Here is a 22,254-nt window from a genome sequence, read left to right as displayed (position 1 = left end):
TACAAATTAAAATGCGTAATTAGGTTAAGTAGTTCTTGAAAAACTAAAAGCGTTTTCCAAAATTGATTTGGGTTGGTTTATGAAACGGAATTCTTTTTAAAAGGTTCCGTTTTGTTATTTATAAGTTAAGCCCACCGTTTTTAAACAAGTTGTAAGCAGTTTGATAGCTAGCAACAGATTTCTCAATTAGTATTCTTGAAACTTGATAAGGAATTTGCTGATTTGTTTTAGAGTTATATAAATAAGTTTCTACTTTTTGTTGTGGACCTAAAACAACAAGGCTGTCATTTTCAAGATAAGCAAGCTTCTGATAAGTACCTAAATAGGCTCTAGGAGTGAAGTTTTTATCAAAAATGTTTTTACCATATAAATTGCTCTCATAAGACCATCCAATTAAACTGAATAATGTTGGATATAAATCTATTTGAGAACAAAGCTTATTAATTGTCTTTTTTTGATATTCTGGGATATTAAGAATTATGCAAGGAATATGATACTTGCTTACTTCAATTTCATTTTTACCGGCACTGCTAGCACAATGGTCTGCAACGATGATAATAATTGTGTTTTTATACCAATTTTTTGTTTTGGCTTTTTCAATAAACTTACCTAGTGCATAATCTGTGTATTGTATTGCTGCTTCTCTGGTTCCTGTTGGAGCTTTTATTTTATTGATAGGAAAAGTATAAGGTCTGTGGTTTGAGGTTGTCATTACAAAATCGTAAAAATGCTTTTTCTGTGAATAAGCATCATCAGCATTTTTAATAACAACATTATATAAGTCTTCATCACAAATACCCCAAGCGTTTTCAAAGCTTACGTTCTTATCTTCAATGATAGTTCTTTTTGTTTTATATGAATCGCCAATTGTAACACTTCTACCTCTGTCAATAATATCAAATCCATTTCCTCCGAAATATTCGTTCATGTTATCAAAATAACCGTCTCCACCGTAAAAGAAAGCAGTAGAATAACCTGCTTTTTGAAAAATGCTTCCTATAGTTGTTAAGTTTTTATTATTAGATCTTCTAACTATACTGCTACCAGGTGTAGGAGGGATGGATAATGATAATGCTTCCATTCCTCTAACAGTACGAGTACCTGTGGCATACATATTTGTAAACAATAATCCGCAGTCAGCCAAAGAATCTAGCATTGGTGTAAGTTGTTGTTTGTTACCAAAATGTTTTAAAAAATCTGCACTTAAGCTTTCTACTGTTATCATTATGATGTTAGGTTTATTGCTGTTGGTGCCATTTTTAATAGCTCTTTTTATAGAATTTTTTTTAGGATAAAAGGTTGTATTTTCTTCATTAAGTTCTTTTCTAATAATATTAAAGGCTTTTTCTGTAGGTATTTTATAATAAAAATCATTAAAATTCAGTTCGTTATTTTTAAAGGCAGAGAAAAAAGAAAAAATCCCAGCTTTAGTAATTTCATTTTCATAGCGATTTGAACTTATATCAGCATCACTGTTTCTTAGAAAAAAGAATAAGGTTATAGTGAATGTTAATAGTGTTCCAGAAACAGCTATTCTTTTCCCGAAATTTAAACCCTTTTTGTATGTATATAAGAAAACTTTCTTTGATTTAAAGAAATAGTAAATCAGAATAATCAGTATAATTATGCTACCTAAAAGAATAGGTAATGGATAAGATTCGTTGATATTATTTACAACTTCATAGGTGTATATAAGATAATCTACAGCGATAAAGTTAAATCTACTTTCAAACTCCTGCCAAAAAGTTATTTCTGCAAAGAAACTTAATAGTGTTATTAATAAAGTAATAAAAAGCCAAGCTTTTGTAATAATACTATTGACTTTAGTTTTTACCCATTTATCTGGTAAAATTAATAGGTATATATTATAAATTAATGTTATACCTAAGGCAACAGATAAATCATATAAAGAACCTAAGCTAAATATTTTAATAAAGCTTAATAAGCTAATATCTATTTTAGTTAAGCATAAGAAATAAAAAGTAGTTCTTAATGAAAAGGATAAAAGAATAAATCCTACAATAAAGTTTAATAATAAGGAGTAACGACTTTTGAATAAAGTTTGCAACATAATACTTAGATATGATAAATATTAATGTCAGTATAGTGCGCAAAATCAAATACTATATGTATTTGAAAAATAAGTTAAAAGAGAGAGTAAAAGAAAGTTATATTTTCTTGTGTAATCAAATATATCGTTAACAGCTGATAGTTTAAAACATTTTTATCAGATAAGCATTTTTAGAACAGAATATGATTTATCTTATTAAACAAGAGGATTTAATATTGCAGCATGACCCGGTAAAGTTGCTTGGATCTATCAGAATTCTCTTTTATATCCACAAATGGATTTAGTAGAAGTGATGTCTATAAATTTTAAATAAAAAAAAAGCCTCGTAAATTATTTATTTACAAGGCTTTAGTTTGTTAATGTGGAGCCGGAGGGATTCGAACCCTCGTCCAAACATGGGATGAGTTGCGCTTTCTACATGCTTATTTTGCAATTGATTTTAGAGCTAAAGTTGGCCACAAACAGCCTGCTTTAACCTTAGTTTCTTTGGTTGTCGGGATAAGCTCGAAACTAACTTATCCTTATTCCGGCTTTTCGGTGCTTCCTAATCGGGTGTCGCCAGACATAACTCCCGGGAAACATCCTGCTTCCGCTACTTTAGCGAGACGAGGCTAATTTTAACTCGGTTAAAATTAAGCAGCAAGAGCGTAATTATTTTCGCCTTTTATAGTTTGAGAATCCTGATTATAGCGATGTTTTCTCAATTCGCTGCATGCTTACACACTGATCTTCCATCCTGTCAATTCCGGTCGACCCCAATTTAGCTGCAAGTTGTTGTTTAACTTGTAGCAACAAAAGTACCAATTTTAAAGTATCAATTTGTGTGTATTATCTCATTTTGCAAAGTCACTGTTCTTCCAGGATAGACTTTTAGAGCTTCTTCTAAACAAATCATAGCCTTTTTTAAGTCAGGTTTGTTTAAAACATAAGCTAGTCTGAGCTCATTTTCGCCTACGCCTGGTGTAGCATAAAATCCTGAGGCAGGAGCTAACATCACAGTTTGATTATCGTAAGAAAACTCTTCTAACATCCATTGGCAAAACTTATCAGCATTATCAATAGGGAAACGAGCAACTACATAAAAAGCACCTCCAGGATTAGGGCAAAACACGCCTTCCATTTTATTTAGAGCATTAACTAAGATATCTCTACGCTCAGCATATTCGTGGTTTACTTCAGTAAAATAACTATCCGGAGTATAAATAGTTGCAGCAGTACCAGCAATTTGTTCTACCATACCAGGGCTTAATCTTGCTTGTGCAAATTTAAGCGCTGTAGCAATTACTTCTTTGTTCTTAGTAATCATGCAGCCCAATCTAGCTCCACAAGCACTATAGCGTTTAGAAACAGTATCAATGATAATGACATTATTTTCTATACCTTCAAAATGCATAGGAGAGAAAAACTGTTTGTCATCGTAACAAAACTCGCGATAAGCTTCATCTGCTATTATAAATAAATCATGCTTTAAAGCTAAGGTTTTTAAATCCTCAAATTCTTGCTTAGAGTATAAATAGCCAGTGGGGTTATTAGGATTACAAATCATAATAGCTCTAGTTTTAGAAGTTATCGCTTTTTCAAACTCAGCAATAGGAGGCAAAGCAAAACTATTATCTATAACAGACAAGATTGGTTTAATAACACTGTCACTCTGGCAGGCATAAGCATTATAATTTGCATAAAAAGGTTCAGGAATGATAACTTCCTCGCCTTGGTTTAAGCAAGTCATTAAACTTATTATAATAGCCTCAGAACCTCCTGTAGTTACCAAAATATCCTCAGGAGTAATGTTGTATCCTAATTTGTTGTAATAATCTGTTAAGGCATCTCTGTAAGTGATAGTACCTTCAGAGGCTGTATAGGCCCAAACTTTAAAGTCTATATTTTTAATTGCATCCAGCATTGCAGCTGGTGTTTCAATATCAGGTTGACCAATATTGAGGTGATATACTTTTTTACCTTCAGATTTTGCTCTCTCAGCAAAAGGGGTTAGCTTCCTTATTGGTGAAGCTGGCATTTGTTGTCCTTTATTGGAAATTTTAGGCATAATCCACAAAATTAGTGGTTGTTTGTTTAGGGTTTAAGTTTAATCTTCATTAACAAAGAAAAGCCTTTTCTGAAATTACAGAGAAGGCTTTTCCTGAATTTTATATGTTCAAAAATTACTTGGCGGCTTCAACTTCACCTTTGATGTATAACATCTTTTTAGGAGTTTTTGAATTAGATGTAATAGTAACTGACTTGTTAAATGGAGCTGCAACTGCTGCATTGTAAGTAATGGTAATTGAGCCTGATTCACCTTTTTTAATAGGAGTACCAGCTTTAGGTAAAACCTCTGGAACCGTACATCCACATGATGATGCAATATCAGAAATAATTAGAGGCTCATTACCTGTATTGGTGTATTTGAAGGTAAATGAAACTGGTTTTCCTTGAGGAATTTTACCAAAATCATGTGTTTCTTCTACAAATTTAAATTCAGCTTTATTGTCTTGCATAGCAGTAAAGCCTAAGAAACCCACAAGCACTGCTACAATGATTAAAATCTTTTTCATTTTTTCAAAAATTTATTCAAATGTAATAAACTCAAATTTTGTTCCAAACATTTTACTGAAATAAGCTTTAAAATTCTTCATACAAATGATATTTTCATATTTTTGAAATCTTACAAACCAGTTGATATGAGAGAGGCACAATACAAAATGACTAATCCTTTTGATACTTCTGAACTTAGTTTTGATGATTTTAAATCGTTGGTAATCAATGATTATAAGATTGCATACGAGAGCAGACAGGCCAGTATTTTAGGCCGTAGAGAGGTGTTAACAGGAAAGGCCAAATTTGGGATATTTGGAGATGGGAAAGAAGTAGCTCAACTGGCAATGGCTAAGGCTTTTAGGGCTGGAGATTGGCGTTCTGGTTATTATAGAGACCAAACTTTTATGTTTGCATCAGGCATGAGTAATATTTTGGAGCTTTTTGCTCAACTCTATGCACATACTGATATAGAAAAAGAACCAGCATCAGCCGGAAGACAAATGAATTCTCACTTTGCAACAAGGTTTGTAAATGAAGATGGTAGCTGGAAAAGCCAAACAGCTATGAAAAATAGCTCTTCTGATATCTCGCCTACGGCAGCTCAAATGGCTAGATTGGTGGGTTTGGCTTATGCATCGAAATTGTATCGTCAAAATCCAGAATTAAAAGAATTTGAACATTTTTCTATCAATGGTAACGAAGTAGCGTTTGGTACTATTGGTAATGCGTCAACTTCAGAAGGTGTATTTTTTGAGGCTATAAATGCAGCTGGAGTACTACAAATCCCGATGGCGATATCAATTTGGGATGATGCTTATGGCATTTCTGTTCCGGCCAAATATCAAACAACTAAAGAAGACATATCTGAAATTTTAAAAGGTTTTCAACGCGATGATGAAAAACCTGGATTTGAAATTTTTAAAGTAAAAGGCTGGGATTATGTTGCACTTTGCGAAACTTATGAAAGAGCAATACAAGTATGTAGAGAAGAGCATGTGCCCGTACTTATTCATGTTACAGAATTAACACAACCTCTGGGGCATTCTACTTCTGGTTCTCATGAGCGTTATAAATCTAAAGAGCGCCTAGAGTGGGAGAAGGAGTATGATTGTATAGCACAGATGCGTAAATGGATGATTTCTTCTGCTATTTCTACTGATGAAGAATTAGATAGCTTAGAAAATTCTGTTAAAACAGAGGTTAGGAATATGCTTAAGCAAGCTTGGAATAATGTGATGGCAGATATTAACCAAGAAAAGGAAGCAGTATTAGGGTTGATAGATAAGCTTGCTCAAGAGGAACCTTTGGTAGAAGAAGTAGCACTAAAACTACGTTCAGAAATAGATCCTTTAAGAAAAGAAATTCTTTCTGCAGGAAAAAAAGCCTTACGTATAGCTAGAAATTTAAAATCTCCTGTAAAAGAAGGATTAGCGCAATGGCTTTTAGCACAAAAGGAAATTAATCATGAAAGATATAATTCGAAATTATTTTCTCAAACACCCTTATCTCCATTAAATGTAGGGGCTATTGAAGCAGTTTACTCAACACAAACTAAGGTTGTTGATGGGAAAGATGTTTTAAATGCCTGCTTTGATTATAATTTCAGTAAAAATCCTTTATTAATTGCATTTGGAGAAGATTTAGGAAGAATTGGTGATGTTAATCAAGGTTTTGCTGGTTTGCAAGCCAAATATGGGGAGCTAAGAATTGCTGATACTGGAATTAGAGAAATGACCATTATTGGGCAAGGAATAGGTTTAGCTTTAAGAGGATTTAGGCCTATTGCAGAAATACAATACCTAGATTATCTCATTTTTGCATTAAATATTTTAAGTGATGATTTAGCTAGTTTAAGTTACCGAACCAAAGGTGGTCAAATAGCGCCGCTAATCATCCGTACAAGAGGTCATCGTTTAGAAGGTATCTGGCATGCGGGTTCTCCTATTGGAATGATTTTGAATACCTTAAAAGGAATTCATTTTTGTGTTCCTCGTAACATGACACAAGCTGCTGGAATGTATAATACGTTATTTAGAGGTGATGAACCAGCACTAGTTATAGAATGTTTAAACGGTTATCGTTTAAAAGAGAAATTACCAGAAAATGTTGGAGAGTTTACTATCCCTTTAGGACAAGTAGAAATATTAAAAACAGGTAAAGATATTACCGTTGTTTCTTACGGCTCTACTTTAAAATTGGTGATGGAAGCCGCAGAAGAGCTATTAGCCTATCATATTGATGTAGAAGTTATTGATGCACAAACTTTAATGCCTTTTGATATAGCTATGGATTGCGCTAAATCTCTAGAAAAAACTAACAAGCTATTAGTTGTTGATGAAGATGTACCTGGAGGAGGAACAGCTTATATTTTAAGAGATATTTTAGAAAGGCAAAAAGGTTATTATTTATTAGATACTCAACCACAAACCTTATCTGCTGCAGAGCATCGTACATCTTATGGTTCTGATGGAGATTATTTTGGTAAACCAAGCTTAGATGATATTGTTGAAAAGATTTACCGAATGATGCAGGATTCTAATCCAAAAAAGTATCCAGGATTTTACTCTTAAATAATTAAGCTTGATGAATCAATAATCCTTCTTTAAGAGCATACTCGCAAGCTACAATTTTATTTAGATGTAATTTTTCAATCACGTATTTAACAATTATAGAAGCCATCAAAATCATGTCTACGCGTAGAGGGATTAAACCCTCTATTTCAGATCTTTGCTGATGATTAGAAGCTATTATTTCATCCATTAAAGCAGCTAGTTTCTGGTTTTCTAATGTTATAAAAACATCATCAAGAGGTTTAATAAAACCTCTTGATGTAAATATTTCTCGGTACGAGTCAAACGCACCAGCAGTACCTACAAGTTTGGTAGGTTTAAATTCTTTACAAGCTTCTTTTAAATCTTTTAAAGTATTTGTTAAGTGATTGTTAATATTGTTGATGTCTTGTTTTTCTAAAGGATCATGATGATAGAAATCTGCTAATAATCTGGCTGCACCAATACGATAGCTGTTTTTCCAAAGAACCTCATCTTTATTGCATAAAATAAACTCTACACTTCCGCCACCAATATCGATAACCAAGCAATTTTCATTTATAGCTCCTGATGCTTTTGCACCTTCATAAATAAATAAAGCTTCTTGATGCCCATTTATGATTTCAATCTTAATCTTACTTTTCTCATAAACATCTTTTATGAAATTTAATCCGTTTGAGGCATCTCTTACTGCAGCAGTTGCAGTGGCTTTTACCTTTGTAATTTCATATTCTTTGATTACTTCTGCAAAATAGGCTAAGGCTTTTAAACCTCGCTGATAGGCAGCAGGCATAATTTCTCTTTTATTAATTCCACCTTCACCTAGCTTAACTGCAATAGTCTTAGTGTAAATAACTTTTATTTTACCCGATTCTATTTTACCAATAAGCAAATGAAAAGTGTTTGTACCAATGTCTATAGCAGCAGAAAGCATTTCTGTGTGGTTAAATCAAGAATTGTGAAACATATTATTCTTTATAAAAGAACCATTTCGCTAGCTCTTTATAAGTAACCTTTTTGCCGTACATTAAAATGCCTACTCTGTATATTCTTGATGCTATCCAAGTAGTGAAAACAAAACCTGCTATCAATAAAACGATAGATAAAATGAGTTCCCAAGCTGGTACACCAAACGGAATTCTAATCATCATAGCGATAGGAGAGGTAAGTGGTATCATAGATAACCAAAAAGCTAAAGGCCCATCAGGATTGTTGATGATTACATTCATTCCTACAATAAAAGTAAATATCAGCGGCAGCGTTATAGGAAACATAAATTGCTGTGTTTCTGTTTCATTATCTACAGCAGAGCCAACAGCAGCAAATAAAGCACTATAAATTAAATATCCTCCAATAAAATAAAATAAGAAAGAGCCTATAATATAAGGGAAGTTAATGGTGTTAGCAGCATTTATGAATTTTATAGCCGGACTTTCTTGTGTTTTATTAGGATTTGTATTTGTAGTACTGGCTTTAGTATCAACTTTTTCTGTTGTAACAGTTTGTTGGTCTGGAGTTAAAAATTTACCGGCAGCTATAGATATCGTACTAGATAAGATAATCCATAATAAAAATTGGGTTAAACCAACAGCACCTATACCTAATATTTTTCCTAACATTAACTGAAAAGGCTTTACAGAAGAAACTATAACCTCAACAATTCTGTTGGTTTTTTCTTCGATAACACCACGCATTACTTGAGCCCCATAGATGAAAAGAGAGAGATAAATCAAAAAAGAAGATATAAAACCTACTACATAAGTTGCACCAATATTAGAGTCTTTTTCGCCTTCATCTGTTAGTTGTTTTGCATTTATATTTATTTGGGTTTTAGAATTTTTAAGAACAGCTGTATCTATACCTGCAGCTATAAGTTTTTTGTTTTCGATGATGTTTTCCATTTGCTTTTCAACATCATTAAGTAAAGAAAATCCAGGTTTTTTTGCTGATAAAATTTCTATATCATTTGAAGAAGCGTAATCTTTTGGAATGTAGAGTAACAATAAATCCTTTTCGTTTTTGATTTTACTTTTGTTACTAGCATAATCTCCATCGGCATATTTGAAAGTTGTTGTTTCAGAATTTTTAAATTCGTTTTTAAAGAGTCCGCTTTCATCTAAAACTAAAAACTCTTTTTTGCTTTCTCCTTCACTTTTATAAATGAAGAATACGGCTGCATACATCGCAATAAATAAAGAAGGAACTAAAAAAGTTAAGATTAAGAACGATTTCTTTTTTACCCTGCTGAGGTATTCTCTTTCAATAATTAGAAAAACTTTTTTCATGGAGGCTTAGTTTAGTGCAGTAACTTTTTGGATAAAAATTTCATTGATACTAGGAATAACTTCTTCCACATGCTTGATTTGAACTTTAGGAATAAGTTCTAATAATACATCGTTAGTTTTAATCCCTTCGTGTAACTTGATGGTAATTTCTTGTAATTCGTCTTTAACAGATTCTTCAACAACTTCGAAATTACTATGTTGGGAAAGATTTAAAATACCTTCGTACTGTATTTTATAAGTCTCGTTACGATAAGCATTTTTAATTTCTTTAATACTACCATCTAAAATTTTGTGAGATTTATGAATAAGTGCAATATGATGGCATAATTGCTCAACAGATTCCATTCTGTGGGTAGAGAAAATGATGGTAGTCCCTTTTTTGTTCAGTTCAAGAATTTCATCTTTAATGATTTCTGCATTAACTGGATCAAAACCTGAGAAAGGTTCATCTAGGATGATTAATTCTGGATCGTGAAGTACGGTGGCTACAAACTGTACTTTTTGTTGCATCCCTTTAGAAAGATCTTCAACTTTTTTCTTCCACCAGGTTTGCATCTCCATTTTTTCGAACCAGTATTTTATTCTTTTAATGGCATCAGCTTTACTTAGCCCTTTAAGTTGGGCTAAGTAAAGCATCTGTTCACCAATTTCCATTTTTTTATAAAGGCCTCTTTCTTCTGGTAAGTAACCAATTTTATTAATATGTTCTGGATTTAGCTTTTCACCATTAAAATAAACCTCACCACTATCTGGAGCTGTAATTTGGTTAATGATTCTAATCAAGGAAGTTTTACCAGCACCATTTGGCCCTAATAAACCAAATATTTTACCTTTTTCGATTTCTAAACTTACATCGTCTAAAGCTCGGTGTTTTGCATATTCCTTAACAATATTTTTAATGCTTAACATGGAGTATAGTTTTAATTGACTGGAACAAGTTTATAAATAATCCCTGGATTTTCAACTGTCATATATAAATAACCATCCGGACTTGTTCTTACTTCTCTCACTCTGCCAATGTTTTGGAAAAGCAATTCTTCTTTAACTACTTTGTTATTAACTAGCTCACAACGGTTTAGGTATGAATATTTAAGAGAACCTATCATCACATTATTATCCCAGCCTTTATAAATATTACCATTTGCAAATGCTAAACCACTTGGTGCAATAGAAGGTACCCAATAATGTAAAGGTTGTTCCATACCTTCTTTAGCTGTTCTGTTGGTAAGAATAGTGCCATTGTAATTGATTCCGTAAGATATGACAGGCCAGCCATAATTCTTTTTAGGTAAAATAAGATTTAACTCATCACCACCACGAGGGCCATGTTCATGAGAAATAATTTGGCCATTTTTAGGGTTCACAGCTAAGCCTTGAGGGTTTCTATGTCCGTAAGAATAAGTTGATGGAACAACCTTTTTATCGCTTAAAAAAGGATTGTCTTTAGGGATAGACCCATCAGCATTAATGCGGTGAATTTTACCTAAACTATTATTATCTAAGCTTTGAGGATTTTTTTCATGATCGCCACGCTCTCCTACAGAAAAATATAAATAACCGTCGTTTGCAAATATCATTCTAGCGCCATAATGCCTTCTTGTTGATTGATAAGGCTCTGCAACAAAAATGTCTTTTTGTTCTGTAAGCTGGTTTCCACTTAATTTAGCCATCATAATAGCGGTGGTAGAAACCGTTTTACCGTCAACTTTTTTAAATTTATTGTAAGACAAATAAAGCGTTTGATTTTTCTCAAATTCTGGGTGTAATAAAATATCCATTAAACCGCCTTGTCCTTCTGATAAAATTTCTGGCAAACCCGAAATTTCAGTCGCTATCTTATTCTTAGAGATTCTTTTTAAGCTAGCTTCTTTGTAAGTAACCAATAAATCTCCATCCGGTAAAAATGCAATTGCCCAAGGAGATTGTCCGCCAGCATAAATTGTATCTAACCTAATGGTAAGTTTCTCTGTTTTAAAAACATTAGATTTTGGCTTAGTTGATACTGCATATTTATCAGCATTTTTAAGTCTGTCTAAAATGTAATCTGCTAAATTATAGATTTCATGATCTTTAAAAGCGGCTGCAAAAGACGGCATTCCACCATCAGGGTAACCATTTTTAATGGCTTTAAAAATGTCTGCTCTGGTGTTTCCATACTTCCATTTTCTGTCAATAAAGGTGTTTAAATTCTCGCCATGGCAACCACCGCAATAAGTTTTATAATGCAAAGCAGCTTGACCAAAATTTTTGTTTTCTTGTAATTTAATAGGAGTAATAGTTGGTTTTGTTTCTTGTTGGTTTTGATATAAGGCGGCAGATATCGCTACGGCACTTATAACAGTAATAATAGGTTTAAGCATAGTTTGAGTGGTTTCTTAAAGTTTTATTTTATGAAATTACAATTTTGATTAAAAATTGTTGTTTGTATAATCTATTATTTTAGATACAAAAACCCAAAAAAGTGCTTTATTTTTAAAATAAATCGATTTCTAAAATCTAATTTATCAAAATAAACACAGAAAAAAAGGCGAAACTTAATATTTCGCCTTTCGAATCTTTATCTTACTCAAAGTATTCTTTCATCCTGTCAAAGAAGCTTTTTTCATTCTTACCAGGATTTGGTTTAAAGTTTTCAGATGTTCTTAATTTTTCTAGAAGCTCTCTTTCTTCATGATTAATATTTTTTGGTGTCCAGATGTTTACTTGTATCAACTGGTCTCCTTTGTGGTAAGAGTTTACTTCTGGTATACCTTTGCCTTTTAGTCTGAGGATTTTTCCGCCTTGTGTGCCTGGTTCTAATTTAATTCTTGCTTTACCGTCTATAGTTGGTATTTCTACACTTGTACCTAAAGCAGCATCAACAAAGCTTACATGTAAATCATAAATGATATTAATGCCTTCTCTTTTTAGTGTTTCATGAGGCACTTCTTCAATTAAGATGATTAAATCTCCTGGAACGCCGCCACGTGGGGCAGCATTACCTTTGCCACTCATACTTAGTTGCATACCTTCACTTACACCAGCAGGAATATTGATGCTGATGGTTTCCTCGCCTCTGGTTACACCATCGCCATGGCAAGTGTTACATTTAGAAGAAATTGTAGAGCCCTCGCCATTACAAGTAGGGCAGGTGCTGGTTGTTTGCATTTGCCCTAAAATAGTATTAGTAACTCTTCTTACAGCGCCACTTCCACCACAAGTTTTACAAGTACTAAAAGAGCTTTTATCTTTAGCACCAGTTCCGTCGCAAGTATTACAAACAACTTGTTTATTAACCTTAACCTTCTTTTCTACGCCATTAGCAATTTCTTCTAAGGTGAGTTTTACTTTAATGCGTAGGTTACTGCCACGTTGTACCCTTCTACCGCCACGAGACTGCCCTCCGCCACCAAAGAAACTATCAAAAGGATTACCACCGCCAAATACATCTCCAAATTGGCTAAATATGTCTTCCATATTCATGCCACCTCCGCCGTAGCCCCCACCAAAGCCACCTTGTGCCCCGGCATGCCCAAATTGGTCATAACGCTGGCGTTTCTCTGGATTACTTAATACCTCGTAAGCCTCTGCTGCTTCTTTAAACTTGTCTTCAGCTGCTTTATCATCCGGGTTTTTATCTGGATGATATTTAATAGCCAACTTTCTGTAGGCTTTTTTAATCTCATCAGCAGATGCGCCTTTTGAAACACCAAGTATATCGTAATAATCTCTTTTACTCATGTATTTATTTGTTGAATGATTGAACGATAGATTTTAAATTCTTGAAAATTGTTCATTCACTTAAAAATCAATCCTTCAAAATTTAACTTATGCTCCAACTACTACTTTAGCGAAGCGTATTACTTTGTCATTTAAATAATATCCTTTTTCTACCTCATCAATCACTTTTCCTTTTAAATCATCAGAAGGAGCAGGGATATTGGTGATAGCTTCATGTATTTCTGCATCAAAAGGTTGACCTTTAGATTCCATTTCTTTTAAGCCCTTTTGTGTTAATAAAGATTTTAGTTTATGATGAACTAAATTAACACCTTCTTTAACAGGTTCTATTTCTTGTGCATTTTCCATTGCTTTTGCAGCTCTTTCAAAATCATCAAGAACAGATAATAGAGATACAATTACATCTTTACCCGCAGTTTGTAGTAAATCTATGCGTTCTTTAGTGGTTCTGCGTTTGTAATTGTCAAACTCAGCATAAAGTCTAATATATTTATCGTTTAAAGAAGCTACTTCATCTTTTAACTTGTCTACTTCAGAGATTTCTTCGTTTTCAATTGTTTCTTCAACTTGGTTTTGTCTTGCCTCGTTTACTTGCTCAATTTCTTCTCTTACTTCTTTCTCTGCCTGAGATTCTTGTGTATTGTCTGTCATTTTGTTAGTATCTTGATTTTCCACAGTCTTCTTTTTCTTAAACATATTATAATTCTAATATTTTAAAGAATTACCAAAACTTTGCCAGATGCAAAAAAACAGTCAAGCTGTCAGTTCTGTTTTTAGCAGAATTACATTTTGACTGTTTTAGGTATGTTTCTAATGTTTATACGGTAGCGTCTTCAACTACTTTACCGCTTTCGCATTTGATAATTCTTGAAGGGAAGGTTCTAATGATATGATAATCATGAGTAGCCATTAAAACGGCGGTTCCAGACTGGCTAATTTGCCTTAATAATATCATAATTTCTTCTGATGTTTCCGGGTCTAGGTTACCTGTTGGTTCATCAGCTAAAATCAATTCTGGATCGTTTAACAAGGCTCTAGCTATCACTACTCTTTGCTGCTCACCACCAGAAATTTCATGTGGCATTTTCTTCATTTTACTACGTAAACCAACTTTTTCTAAAACATCCTTAATTCTTTCTGCAATTAAGTTTTTGTCTTTCCAGCCAGTAGCTTTAAGTACAAATTGGAGGTTTTCTTCTATGGTACGGTCTGTTAATAACTGAAAATCCTGAAAAACAATACCCAGTTTTCTTCTTAAAAAAGGTACATCTTGTTCTTTTAAAGTCTTTAATTCAAAACCTACAGCATGCCCATCTCCGCTAGCAATGTGTAAATCGCCATAAATAATCTTAAGCAGGCTACTTTTTCCAGAACCGGTTTGTCCAATAAGGTAAACAAATTCACCTCTTTTAACTTCCAGATTTACACCAGAAAGCACTAAGTGTTTTTGCTGAAAAATATCAATATTATTAAGTTGTATTACCGTATTCCCAATCATTTTGTTAGATATCTAATTTAAGAATCTGCCCAAAAGGCAAATCCTTTACCATATTCATTATATATTCTGCCTTATCGCCTAAACCTATTTTTTCTAAAGATTTATCTGGCCTATCTATTCTAAAATATGCAAGAAGCGTAAATTTCTCGTCACGTAGTTGTACGTAATCCGGTATTTTTGCCACTCCTTTTACTTTGATTACATACATAGTTTCAAAGTTAAAATTTTTTGTTTGCTGATGATGGTTATTTTTAAATCAATTTAAAGCGGCCAAAAACTTCATGGTATCAATACCATCGGCATAATCCCAAAGCTTTGGTTGCTGGCTTTCTCCAAAGCTAGCTTTAGCATTCTGAATATCTAAATTTAAATGAGTTATAACAACCTGTATTTGTTCGCTTCTTTCTGTAATGTAAGTTTCGGCGGTTTTTAAATCATCATATTCCTCAAAGTATAAAACAGAAAGAGGAGAACTTAATTGCTCATTTCTGGTTAGTAATAAAAATCCATTATCTAAATGTTCTACCTTATTTACCAGATATATAGACTTGTTGTAGTCGTAATTGTTTTGATATTTGTGATGGTTGATAATGGTGTTATATTCTTCTATCGCTTCAAAAAATGGAATAAAATTGTAGCCTTTAGGAACTAAAACTTTAGAAACGTTACGGCATCCTAAACCATAATAATCTAAAATATCTTTTCCTAGGGCTTTAAGTTCTGTTTCAGATTCTTGCCCAGATAATACAGCAATGCTATTTCTATTTTTTCTGATGATGTGTGGTACTTTAGAGAAATAATATTCGAAATACCGGGAAGTATTATTACTTCCTGTGGCAATAATGGCATCAAAATTTTCTAACCTATTTACGAAACTGATTTGGGATTTAAATTCAGATTCAATCTCAATCAATTTGTTTAAGATGTAAGGAATCAGCATATCATCCTGAGAAGATAATTTAATAAGTGCATGATGCCCTGCCAATAGAACACAAATAATATCGTGAAAACCAACCATTGGGATATTTCCCGCTAGAACCAACCCGATTTTTTTTGCACTTGTATGAAATTCATAATCATTAAGCCAATAAGTTAGGTCTTTGGTGTTTAAAGAACTCGCAACAGCTTTTACAGCATTACTAACTTCATGTTCTGTAAACCAGCCATTTTTATTTTTGGCTTGTAAAATAAGCTGTTGTAATTGCTCATCTGGTTGAAGCATGTAAGCTCCTAATGTCACCAAAGCCTCAGCTTTTTTCTCTTTATTAAAATTAGACATAGATTTTAAAACTCTAATACTGTAAATGTGTTATATTTGCAGCTTAATTTTGGAAGACACAAAACTACGTTTAAGACTGAAGATATTATAAGATATGGCTATTAAAATTACAGATGAGTGTATAAATTGCGGAGCATGTGAGCCTGAATGCCCTAATAATGCTATTTACGATGCCGGACAACCATGGAAATTTTCTGAAGGAACCAGTTTAAAAGGTATTATTGATTTTGGCGGAGGGGAAACGCTTGACGCTGATGAGGTACAAAGTGCAATTTCTGATGAAGTTTACTATATAGTTTCTGATAAATGTACAGAATGTAAAGGTTTTCATGATGAGCCACAGTGTGCTGCAGTTTGCCCGGTAGATTGCTGTGTTGATGATGAAGACGTTAGAGAAACCGAAGAAGAACTTTTGGCTAAAAAGGCTTGGTTACACCAAGAAGGTTAAGAAATGAAAATCCGGCATTAAAAATGCCGGATTTTTTTATGATTTAGTAGGAACAATTAAGACTGGGCATACAGAATGTCTGCTAATATTTTCTGCCACTGAACCCGCAATAAAATGGCTTAATCCCGTTCTACTATGTGTGCCTAAAACTATTAAACTTGCGTTAAAGCTTTTAGCAGTATTAATAACTTCATCTGTGATATTACCTTCCAGAATAAACTCGCTTACAGCTAAATCCTCTGCAAATTCTTCTTTAATTTTGTTTACTAGGTTTACAGCACTTTCTTTTTGTATATCTAAAATATTTGGGATAGAAATACCTGGATCACCTAATAAAGGGTCGGCAGCAATATTTGCAGTTACCGGAAACTCATTTACGTGTATTAAACCAACCTCTGCACCCAGCTTTTTTGCTAGGCCAAAACCATATTTTGCAGCGTTATAAGAATATTTGCTATCGTCTACTGCGATTAAAATTTTTTGAAAAGTTGTGAAATTTTCCATGATATCATTCATTTGTGTTAATTTACATAAAATTATTTCTACATTATAATTTTATGAACAAACAATTCGCTATTGCTTTTTTATCCGTTGTGCCATTAAGGGCAAATGCTTCTCATTCTTCGGAAATGGTTTCACAAGTTTTATTTGGCGAGACCATGCATGTGCTTGAGCAGGAAGACCATTGGCTAAGAGTAAAAACTTCTTTTGATGATTATGAGGGTTGGATTGATGAAAAGCAGGTGAAGTTTTTGGATAATCATCAGTTTGAAAAACTCAATCAGCATATGCAGTTTTTAACTTTAGATGTTAACACACTAGCTTTAAAAGGAGCGCATAAAGAGCCAGTTTATTTATGTGCAGGTAGTTTATTACCTTTTTTTGATGATGGTAAATGTACTTTGGATGATGAATATTATCAAATTATAAGTAGCAATGTAATGATGCCTAATGCTGATGATTTTGCTGGTGATGTAGAAGAAATAGCAAAGCGGTTTTTAAATGTTCCTTATTTATGGGGTGGAAGAACGCATTTTGGTATAGATTGTTCTGGCTTTACCCAAACGGTTTTTAAAATGTTAGGAAAAAAAATCAAGAGAGATGCCTCGCAACAAGCAGAACAAGGTACTTTAGTTAATTTTCTTACAGAAGCTAAAGCTGGTGATTTAGCATTTTTTGATAATGAGGAAGGAAGAATTACGCATGTTGGCATCATGCTCAATAACAGTCAGATTATACATGCATCCGGAAGAGTTAAAATTGATTTTATAGATAATCAAGGGATATTCTCTTCTGATTTAAAGAAATATTCACATAAACTCAGAATAATTAAAAGATATCAAAACTAAAAATTGCTTTCTAAGTTTATAAAGGGTAAATTGTACATAAGCTCATTTATAAACTTTAAACAATTGCGATTGTTATCTCTCATTTTCTTATTCTTTAATATTGTTGTGCTTCAGGCTCAGGTAGTTTTACAGCCGAATAAATTACCTGAAAAAGCTTATATTACCAAGTATGCTAGCATTGTTAATGTCGGTAGTCAGCAGTATACCATTAATCAAATAAGAAATCAAGAAAGTAAGCTCCTCTTTCAACAGATAAAAAATAACGAAGCTAGTTTAGGTTTTACCAAAGACATTTATTGGGTAAAGTTTGCCATAAAAAATAATACAGAACATGAATTAATGTATTATTTAGAAACTGCTGAACCTGTTACAGATAATGTAAATCTTTACATGTTTAAAGGGGCTAATACTCAAAAATATACTTTACAAAAGAGCGGAGATAATATAGATTTTTCTGAAAAAAGTGTTAAAAATAGGGCAACTTTATTTAAGATAGAATTGATGCCTCATGAGGAGAAAATAGCTTATTTAGAGGTTATTAATGATGGCGAAAAGAATAATCTACCGCTGATACTTATAAGTCAGGAAAGTTTGTTACAAAAGGTTTACCATGAGCAAATCGTTTTTGGTGTTTTTTACGGTATACTATTACTAGTTTCTATTTTTTATCTCTTTTTTTATTTTGCTCTTCAAGATAGATCTTTCTTATATTATTCTGTATATGTGATATTTGTTGCGTTTTGCCACTTTTCTTTAGACGGCTATTATCATCAATATATAAGTACAACAAACTCTTGGTTCTCGCTACATGCTGTTATCATATTTGCCATTTTAGGTTCATTCTTTTTTGGAAAATATACCGAAGAGTTTCTCAATATTAAGAAGTACAATCCGCTACTACATCAGTTTTTCAAAATCATTTATATAGCCTTAGGCATGGTTTTACTTGGTGTTTTATTAATTCCTTCTTTTTTAGAGTTTTCATACCCTATAGTTAATATTTTAACCTTAATAGGGATGTTGTTGATTTTAGCATCTGTAATAAGTTTAAATGTTAAAAAACAACCTATTGATGTATTTTTTACTTCGGGTATAGCCATATTATTTTTGAGTTTTACAGTTGCTATTTTATTAAATTTTGGAGTTTTATCTCTGGGGATTGATAATGTTACCAAACTTGGGATAGGTTTAGAGGTGATAGCTCTTTCCTTATCTATGTCTAATCGTATTAGATTATTGAAAACAGATAGAGAGAAATTACAAACTATCGCTTTACAACGTTCGCAAGAAATGAATGAGGTAAAATCTTATTTCTTATCTAACATGAGCCACGAATTAAGAACGCCTTTAAACGCTATTTTGGGTATTGCAAATTCGTTAGAAGCCGAAATAAAGGATGAGAAAGTAAAAGAAAAGATGGAAACTATCAAATACGTTTCTGATAGTTTGATATCATCTGTTAACGATATTTTGGATTTTTCTAAAATTGAAAAAGGCGAACTGCAACTGCAAAAGACGAAGTTTGAACCTATTAAAACCTTAGAAAAACTAACCTTTAATGTAATTATACAAGCAAAAGATAAAGGCTTGAGGTTTGAGTTTGTAAAGCCTGAAGTTACTGATTTAGAAGTAATAGGAGATGAAGCTCGATTAAGTCAAATTATTAATAATATTCTTAATAATGCCATAAAATTTACCATTAAAGGGGGGATAAAGTTCATTATAGAGCATGAGGTTGTAGATGAGAAATTGAATCTCTCAATCTCAATAACAGATACTGGAATAGGTATAAGTCAGGAGAAGATGAATACCGTTTTTGATATGTTTACCCAGGTAGATATTGATAACAAGCGAAAATTTGGCGGCTTTGGTATAGGCTTATGTATTGTAAAAGCTTTGGTTGATTTGCATGAGGGTGAAGTGAGTTTAGAAAGTACCTTAAATGAAGGGACAACTTGTAAAGTGTTGTTAAGTTATCAATTAGCACCTCAAGAGGCTAAAGTGATAAATTTATTCCCTACAGATAACCGAGATTTATTAGGTAAAACAGTTTTAGTGGTTGAGGATAATCAGCTAAACCAAATGGTTGTGAAGATGATTTTAAAGAAATGGGCTAATACTAATGCCTTATTTGCGGCTGATGGTGCAGAGAGCTTAGAAGTTCTTAAAAATAATGAAGTAGATGTTATTTTAATGGATTTACAAATGCCCGTGATGGATGGTTATGAAGCTACTGAGGCTATAAGAAATGGTAGGGCTGGTACTCATAATAAAGATATTCCTATCATCGTATTAACTGCAGATGTGATGGAGAGTACTAAACAACGTGTCTTTGAATTAGGTGTGAATGATTACATGACCAAGCCAGTAGACCAAAACCTCTTATACGAGAAAATCACTACAGAATTATCTAAGGTTGGATAGATTTAAGCTGTAAAATCCCAAACTTTTACTTGTTTATCATCACTTACAGAAATGATAGACTTCCCATCTGCAGACCAGCAAATATCGTTTACAGAAAGGCGGTGGCCGGGTAAGCCCTTATCAATACTTAAATTTTTAAATAAACTTGAGTCTTCTGTTCTCCAAATTTTTATGGATTTATCTCTGCTACAAGTTATGAAATAAGGTAGGGTAGGATGGTAAGCAATTTTATATATAGCAAATAAATGAGCCGGAAAATTATGTTCGCAAGCCCAATTCTGGGTGTGCCAGCTTCTTAAATGAGCATCTCTAGAACCTGTTAGCAAAAAGCGATGGTCTGGAGAGAATTTTACTGCACCAACCCCCATGCTATGCGCCTCAAACTCATGTATAAAAGTATAATCCTGAAGGTTATAAACCCTTACTAAATTATCATTAGAAGCTGTTACCAGATAATTTAAAACATCGCTAAAATCAAAAGCTCTTATTTTTTCGTTACCTGATTTAAACTGATGTAAGATACTTTTATCTGTAAGAGAAATGATAAAAATACTTCCATTATCTGTAGAAACGATGAGTTCTTCTTTAACAGGATGATATTTGATATGGAAAATAGCAGATGCTAATGGAATTACTTTTAAAAGTTTGGTGCTTGATAGGTCAAAGAATAAAAGTGTACCATCATTACAACCAGCAATTAATAGTTGCTGAGGGATAACAATTTCTAAGGCATAAATAGTGCTTCTAACCTGATTGAAAATACGAAGATGCTTTTGGTTAACTAAATCCCACTCAACAATTCCTTTATCATTACCCGCTGTATAGGCTAATGAAAGTTCTGGATGACTGACAACGGCATAAACTGGGTTATTATGACCTTCTAAAGTATCTACTCTCATCAATTAAAAACTAAAATCTAGTATTTCAAATTTAATGTCTCACTTCTATTTATGTCTAGCTTCCAGATTTTTAGCAATATCTTCTAGGGTAAAGCCTTTCTCTTTTAAAAGAACCAAAAGGTGGAAAATTAAATCAGAAGATTCATTTATAAAATCGGTGTCTGTTTCTGCTAACGCAGCAATAACAGTTTCTACACCTTCTTCGCCAACTTTTTGTGCAATTTTATTTAGACCTTTTTGACGTAGTTTATTAACGTATGATTCTTGACTAGGATTATCATATCTATCTTTAATGATAGCTTCTAGTTTAAAGATAAAGTTTTGATTATAATCAGTAAAAAAGCAACTTCTAGAACCTGTATGGCAGGTTGGTCCAACAGGGTTAGCTTTTATTAAAATGGTATCTTTATCACAATCTATACTGATAGATTTTACAAAAAGAAAATTTCCGCTTTCTTCACCTTTTGTCCATAACCTATTTTTAGAACGAGAAAAGAAAGTAACTTTTCCTTCTTGCTCTGTTTTTAAATAAGCTTCTTCATTCATGTAGCCTAACATTAAAACTTCTAATGTTTGCTCATCCTGAATAATTACTGGCACTAAGCCATCGCTTTTTTGGAAATCTATTTTCACTACTATTGAAATTTTAATTTTTTTGGATTTTGTCTCGTGTCAAAAATTCTTAGGATAATAATCTGTGTGTTTTCATGGACGTATATCAAACTATTATGTTTTGTGATGACACATTGTCTAAATCGCTGTTCTTTATGAATGATAGGATACAATTTAGGGTTACTGTCTATGAGTTGTATTTGATGCTCAATTTCATCTAAAAAATGGGTAGCAACTTTAATATTCCATTTTGATACAAGGTATTCTAGGATAATGGATAAATCATTTTCAGATTCAGGAGACCAAACTATCTCATTAATCATTTATAGATTTTTTTTAGTTTATCCATTACTTCATTATGCGGTTTCCCTTTACCTGATTTTATAGATTCTATGGCATCAAAAATCCCCTCTTGTTGCTCTTTTGTTAGCAAATCCCATTGTTTAAGATCTTCAGAAGTTGCTTCATTTTGCGAAATAGCAATTAGATTTAAGTCTGCTAAATTTTGTAATAGCCTTTTAACTTTTGGATTTAATATTTCTATTGTGATGGATTCCATTACTTAAAATTACTAAAAATTAG

21 protein-coding genes and 1 other RNA gene are annotated in these 22,254 nt (G+C 32.8%); 4 read left to right on the top strand and 18 right to left on the bottom strand.

Going from position 1 to position 22,254, the window contains the following annotated elements:
• Positions 1-118: 118 nt before the first annotated feature.
• The 4 genes from GJJ64_RS06765 to GJJ64_RS06750 form a co-directional block, all read right to left on the bottom strand.
• On the bottom strand, positions 119-2,071 hold the full coding sequence (locus GJJ64_RS06765; protein WP_154286905.1) for an LTA synthase family protein: 1,953 nt from the start codon (positions 2,069-2,071) through the stop codon (positions 119-121).
• Between the two features lie 359 nt (positions 2,072-2,430).
• Positions 2,431-2,828: a transfer-messenger RNA gene (ssrA, locus tag GJJ64_RS06760) on the bottom strand.
• Between the two features lie 57 nt (positions 2,829-2,885).
• Entirely contained in the window at positions 2,886-4,118 is a 1,233-nt protein-coding gene (locus tag GJJ64_RS06755; RefSeq protein ID WP_154286904.1) for a pyridoxal phosphate-dependent aminotransferase, read from the bottom strand.
• Positions 4,119-4,233: 115 nt separating this feature from the next.
• Positions 4,234-4,626: a DUF1573 domain-containing protein gene (locus tag GJJ64_RS06750; protein WP_154286903.1), complete on the bottom strand. Its 393-nt coding sequence runs from the start codon at positions 4,624-4,626 to the stop codon at positions 4,234-4,236.
• A gap of 126 nt (positions 4,627-4,752) precedes the next feature.
• On the opposite strand from GJJ64_RS06750, the gene GJJ64_RS06745 reads away from it, so the two are divergent.
• Positions 4,753-7,179: an alpha-ketoacid dehydrogenase subunit alpha/beta gene (locus tag GJJ64_RS06745; RefSeq protein WP_154286902.1), complete on the top strand. Its 2,427-nt coding sequence runs from the start codon at positions 4,753-4,755 to the stop codon at positions 7,177-7,179.
• Between the two features lie 4 nt (positions 7,180-7,183).
• Here GJJ64_RS06745 and GJJ64_RS06740 read toward each other — a convergent pair whose 3' ends face one another.
• The 9 genes from GJJ64_RS06740 to GJJ64_RS06700 all read right to left on the bottom strand — a co-directional run bounded on the left by GJJ64_RS06740 (position 7,184) and on the right by GJJ64_RS06700 (position 15,940).
• Complete coding sequence (locus GJJ64_RS06740; protein WP_154286901.1) at positions 7,184-8,092, bottom strand: Ppx/GppA phosphatase family protein; 909 nt, start codon at positions 8,090-8,092, stop codon at positions 7,184-7,186.
• A gap of 34 nt (positions 8,093-8,126) precedes the next feature.
• Entirely contained in the window at positions 8,127-9,443 is a 1,317-nt protein-coding gene (locus GJJ64_RS06735; protein WP_154286900.1) for an ABC transporter permease, read from the bottom strand.
• 6 nt (positions 9,444-9,449) lie between these two features.
• Positions 9,450-10,352: an ABC transporter ATP-binding protein gene (locus tag GJJ64_RS06730; protein WP_154286899.1), complete on the bottom strand. Its 903-nt coding sequence runs from the start codon at positions 10,350-10,352 to the stop codon at positions 9,450-9,452.
• 11 nt (positions 10,353-10,363) lie between these two features.
• On the bottom strand, positions 10,364-11,803 hold the full coding sequence (locus tag GJJ64_RS06725) for a PQQ-dependent sugar dehydrogenase (protein WP_154286898.1): 1,440 nt from the start codon (positions 11,801-11,803) through the stop codon (positions 10,364-10,366).
• Between the two features lie 202 nt (positions 11,804-12,005).
• Positions 12,006-13,163: a molecular chaperone DnaJ gene (gene dnaJ, locus GJJ64_RS06720; RefSeq protein WP_154286897.1), complete on the bottom strand. Its 1,158-nt coding sequence runs from the start codon at positions 13,161-13,163 to the stop codon at positions 12,006-12,008.
• 87 nt (positions 13,164-13,250) lie between these two features.
• The gene (locus GJJ64_RS06715) at positions 13,251-13,859 is read right to left on the bottom strand and encodes a nucleotide exchange factor GrpE (protein WP_154286896.1); all 609 of its coding nucleotides are present in this window, start codon (positions 13,857-13,859) and stop codon (positions 13,251-13,253) included.
• Positions 13,860-13,980: 121 nt separating this feature from the next.
• Positions 13,981-14,661 carry a cell division ATP-binding protein FtsE gene (locus GJJ64_RS06710; RefSeq protein WP_026902479.1) on the bottom strand — a complete coding sequence of 227 codons (681 nt, stop codon included), beginning with the start codon at positions 14,659-14,661 and terminating at the stop codon, positions 13,981-13,983.
• A 4-nt stretch (positions 14,662-14,665) separates the two neighbouring features.
• Positions 14,666-14,869, bottom strand: a complete 204-nt coding sequence (locus GJJ64_RS06705; protein ID WP_026902478.1) for a hypothetical protein — start codon at positions 14,867-14,869, stop codon at positions 14,666-14,668.
• 48 nt (positions 14,870-14,917) lie between these two features.
• Positions 14,918-15,940, bottom strand: coding sequence for an acyl-CoA reductase (locus GJJ64_RS06700; RefSeq protein WP_154286895.1), 1,023 nt, complete (start codon positions 15,938-15,940; stop codon positions 14,918-14,920).
• A gap of 94 nt (positions 15,941-16,034) precedes the next feature.
• Here GJJ64_RS06700 and GJJ64_RS06695 point away from each other — a divergent pair, with 94 nt between their 5' ends.
• Positions 16,035-16,388, top strand: coding sequence for a 4Fe-4S dicluster domain-containing protein (locus GJJ64_RS06695; protein ID WP_026902476.1), 354 nt, complete (start codon positions 16,035-16,037; stop codon positions 16,386-16,388).
• Positions 16,389-16,424: 36 nt separating this feature from the next.
• Here the strand turns inward: GJJ64_RS06695 and GJJ64_RS06690 are convergent, their stop codons facing one another.
• Positions 16,425-16,904, bottom strand: a complete 480-nt coding sequence (locus GJJ64_RS06690; protein WP_229655480.1) for a universal stress protein — start codon at positions 16,902-16,904, stop codon at positions 16,425-16,427.
• A gap of 41 nt (positions 16,905-16,945) precedes the next feature.
• On the opposite strand from GJJ64_RS06690, the gene GJJ64_RS06685 reads away from it, so the two are divergent.
• The gene (locus GJJ64_RS06685; protein WP_154286894.1) at positions 16,946-17,737 is read left to right on the top strand and encodes a C40 family peptidase; all 792 of its coding nucleotides are present in this window, start codon (positions 16,946-16,948) and stop codon (positions 17,735-17,737) included.
• 69 nt (positions 17,738-17,806) lie between these two features.
• Positions 17,807-20,161, top strand: a complete 2,355-nt coding sequence (locus GJJ64_RS06680; RefSeq protein ID WP_195759240.1) for a hybrid sensor histidine kinase/response regulator — start codon at positions 17,807-17,809, stop codon at positions 20,159-20,161.
• 2 nt (positions 20,162-20,163) lie between these two features.
• Here the strand turns inward: GJJ64_RS06680 and GJJ64_RS06675 are convergent, their stop codons facing one another.
• Genes GJJ64_RS06675 through GJJ64_RS06660 form a run of 4 tightly spaced genes read right to left on the bottom strand, consistent with a single transcriptional unit; the run spans position 20,164 to position 22,231 of the window.
• Complete coding sequence (locus GJJ64_RS06675) at positions 20,164-21,060, bottom strand: WD40 repeat domain-containing protein (RefSeq protein WP_154286892.1); 897 nt, start codon at positions 21,058-21,060, stop codon at positions 20,164-20,166.
• A gap of 45 nt (positions 21,061-21,105) precedes the next feature.
• Positions 21,106-21,711 (bottom strand): bifunctional phosphoribosyl-AMP cyclohydrolase/phosphoribosyl-ATP diphosphatase HisIE, encoded by a 606-nt coding sequence (hisIE, locus tag GJJ64_RS06670; protein ID WP_317162914.1) that lies wholly within the window; start codon positions 21,709-21,711, stop codon positions 21,106-21,108.
• Positions 21,696-21,995, bottom strand: coding sequence for a type II toxin-antitoxin system RelE/ParE family toxin (locus tag GJJ64_RS17070; RefSeq protein ID WP_154286891.1), 300 nt, complete (start codon positions 21,993-21,995; stop codon positions 21,696-21,698). Before GJJ64_RS17070 ends, hisIE begins: the two co-directional genes overlap by 16 nt.
• Entirely contained in the window at positions 21,992-22,231 is a 240-nt protein-coding gene (locus GJJ64_RS06660) for a hypothetical protein (protein ID WP_154286890.1), read from the bottom strand. The genes GJJ64_RS17070 and GJJ64_RS06660 overlap by 4 nt, the downstream gene beginning before the upstream one ends.
• Positions 22,232-22,254: the final 23 nt, after the last annotated feature.

This window comes from Pedobacter puniceum, assembly GCF_009674685.1.
GTDB classification, from domain to species: domain Bacteria; phylum Bacteroidota; class Bacteroidia; order Sphingobacteriales; family Sphingobacteriaceae; genus Pseudopedobacter; species Pseudopedobacter puniceum.
This window is presented reverse-complemented; position numbering and strand designations above follow the sequence as displayed.

Coding starts and splice junctions, on each gene's coding strand:
- GJJ64_RS06695 (WP_026902476.1), top strand. CDS start 16,035: ATGGCTATTAAAATTACAGATGAGTGTATAAATTGCGGAGCATGTGAG.
- GJJ64_RS06700 (WP_154286895.1), bottom strand. CDS start 15,940: ATGTCTAATTTTAATAAAGAGAAAAAAGCTGAGGCTTTGGTGACATTA.
- GJJ64_RS06675 (WP_154286892.1), bottom strand. CDS start 21,060: ATGAGAGTAGATACTTTAGAAGGTCATAATAACCCAGTTTATGCCGTT.
- GJJ64_RS06725 (WP_154286898.1), bottom strand. CDS start 11,803: ATGCTTAAACCTATTATTACTGTTATAAGTGCCGTAGCGATATCTGCC.
- GJJ64_RS06710 (WP_026902479.1), bottom strand. CDS start 14,661: ATGATTGGGAATACGGTAATACAACTTAATAATATTGATATTTTTCAG.
- GJJ64_RS06755 (WP_154286904.1), bottom strand. CDS start 4,118: ATGCCTAAAATTTCCAATAAAGGACAACAAATGCCAGCTTCACCAATA.
- GJJ64_RS06735 (WP_154286900.1), bottom strand. CDS start 9,443: ATGAAAAAAGTTTTTCTAATTATTGAAAGAGAATACCTCAGCAGGGTA.
- GJJ64_RS06765 (WP_154286905.1), bottom strand. CDS start 2,071: ATGTTGCAAACTTTATTCAAAAGTCGTTACTCCTTATTATTAAACTTT.
- dnaJ (WP_154286897.1), bottom strand. CDS start 13,163: ATGAGTAAAAGAGATTATTACGATATACTTGGTGTTTCAAAAGGCGCA.
- GJJ64_RS06740 (WP_154286901.1), bottom strand. CDS start 8,092: ATGCTTTCTGCTGCTATAGACATTGGTACAAACACTTTTCATTTGCTT.
- GJJ64_RS06715 (WP_154286896.1), bottom strand. CDS start 13,859: ATGTTTAAGAAAAAGAAGACTGTGGAAAATCAAGATACTAACAAAATG.
- GJJ64_RS06685 (WP_154286894.1), top strand. CDS start 16,946: ATGAACAAACAATTCGCTATTGCTTTTTTATCCGTTGTGCCATTAAGG.
- GJJ64_RS06690 (WP_229655480.1), bottom strand. CDS start 16,904: ATGAATGATATCATGGAAAATTTCACAACTTTTCAAAAAATTTTAATC.
- GJJ64_RS06660 (WP_154286890.1), bottom strand. CDS start 22,231: ATGGAATCCATCACAATAGAAATATTAAATCCAAAAGTTAAAAGGCTA.
- GJJ64_RS06705 (WP_026902478.1), bottom strand. CDS start 14,869: ATGTATGTAATCAAAGTAAAAGGAGTGGCAAAAATACCGGATTACGTA.
- GJJ64_RS06745 (WP_154286902.1), top strand. CDS start 4,753: ATGAGAGAGGCACAATACAAAATGACTAATCCTTTTGATACTTCTGAA.
- GJJ64_RS06750 (WP_154286903.1), bottom strand. CDS start 4,626: ATGAAAAAGATTTTAATCATTGTAGCAGTGCTTGTGGGTTTCTTAGGC.
- GJJ64_RS06730 (WP_154286899.1), bottom strand. CDS start 10,352: ATGTTAAGCATTAAAAATATTGTTAAGGAATATGCAAAACACCGAGCT.
- GJJ64_RS17070 (WP_154286891.1), bottom strand. CDS start 21,995: ATGATTAATGAGATAGTTTGGTCTCCTGAATCTGAAAATGATTTATCC.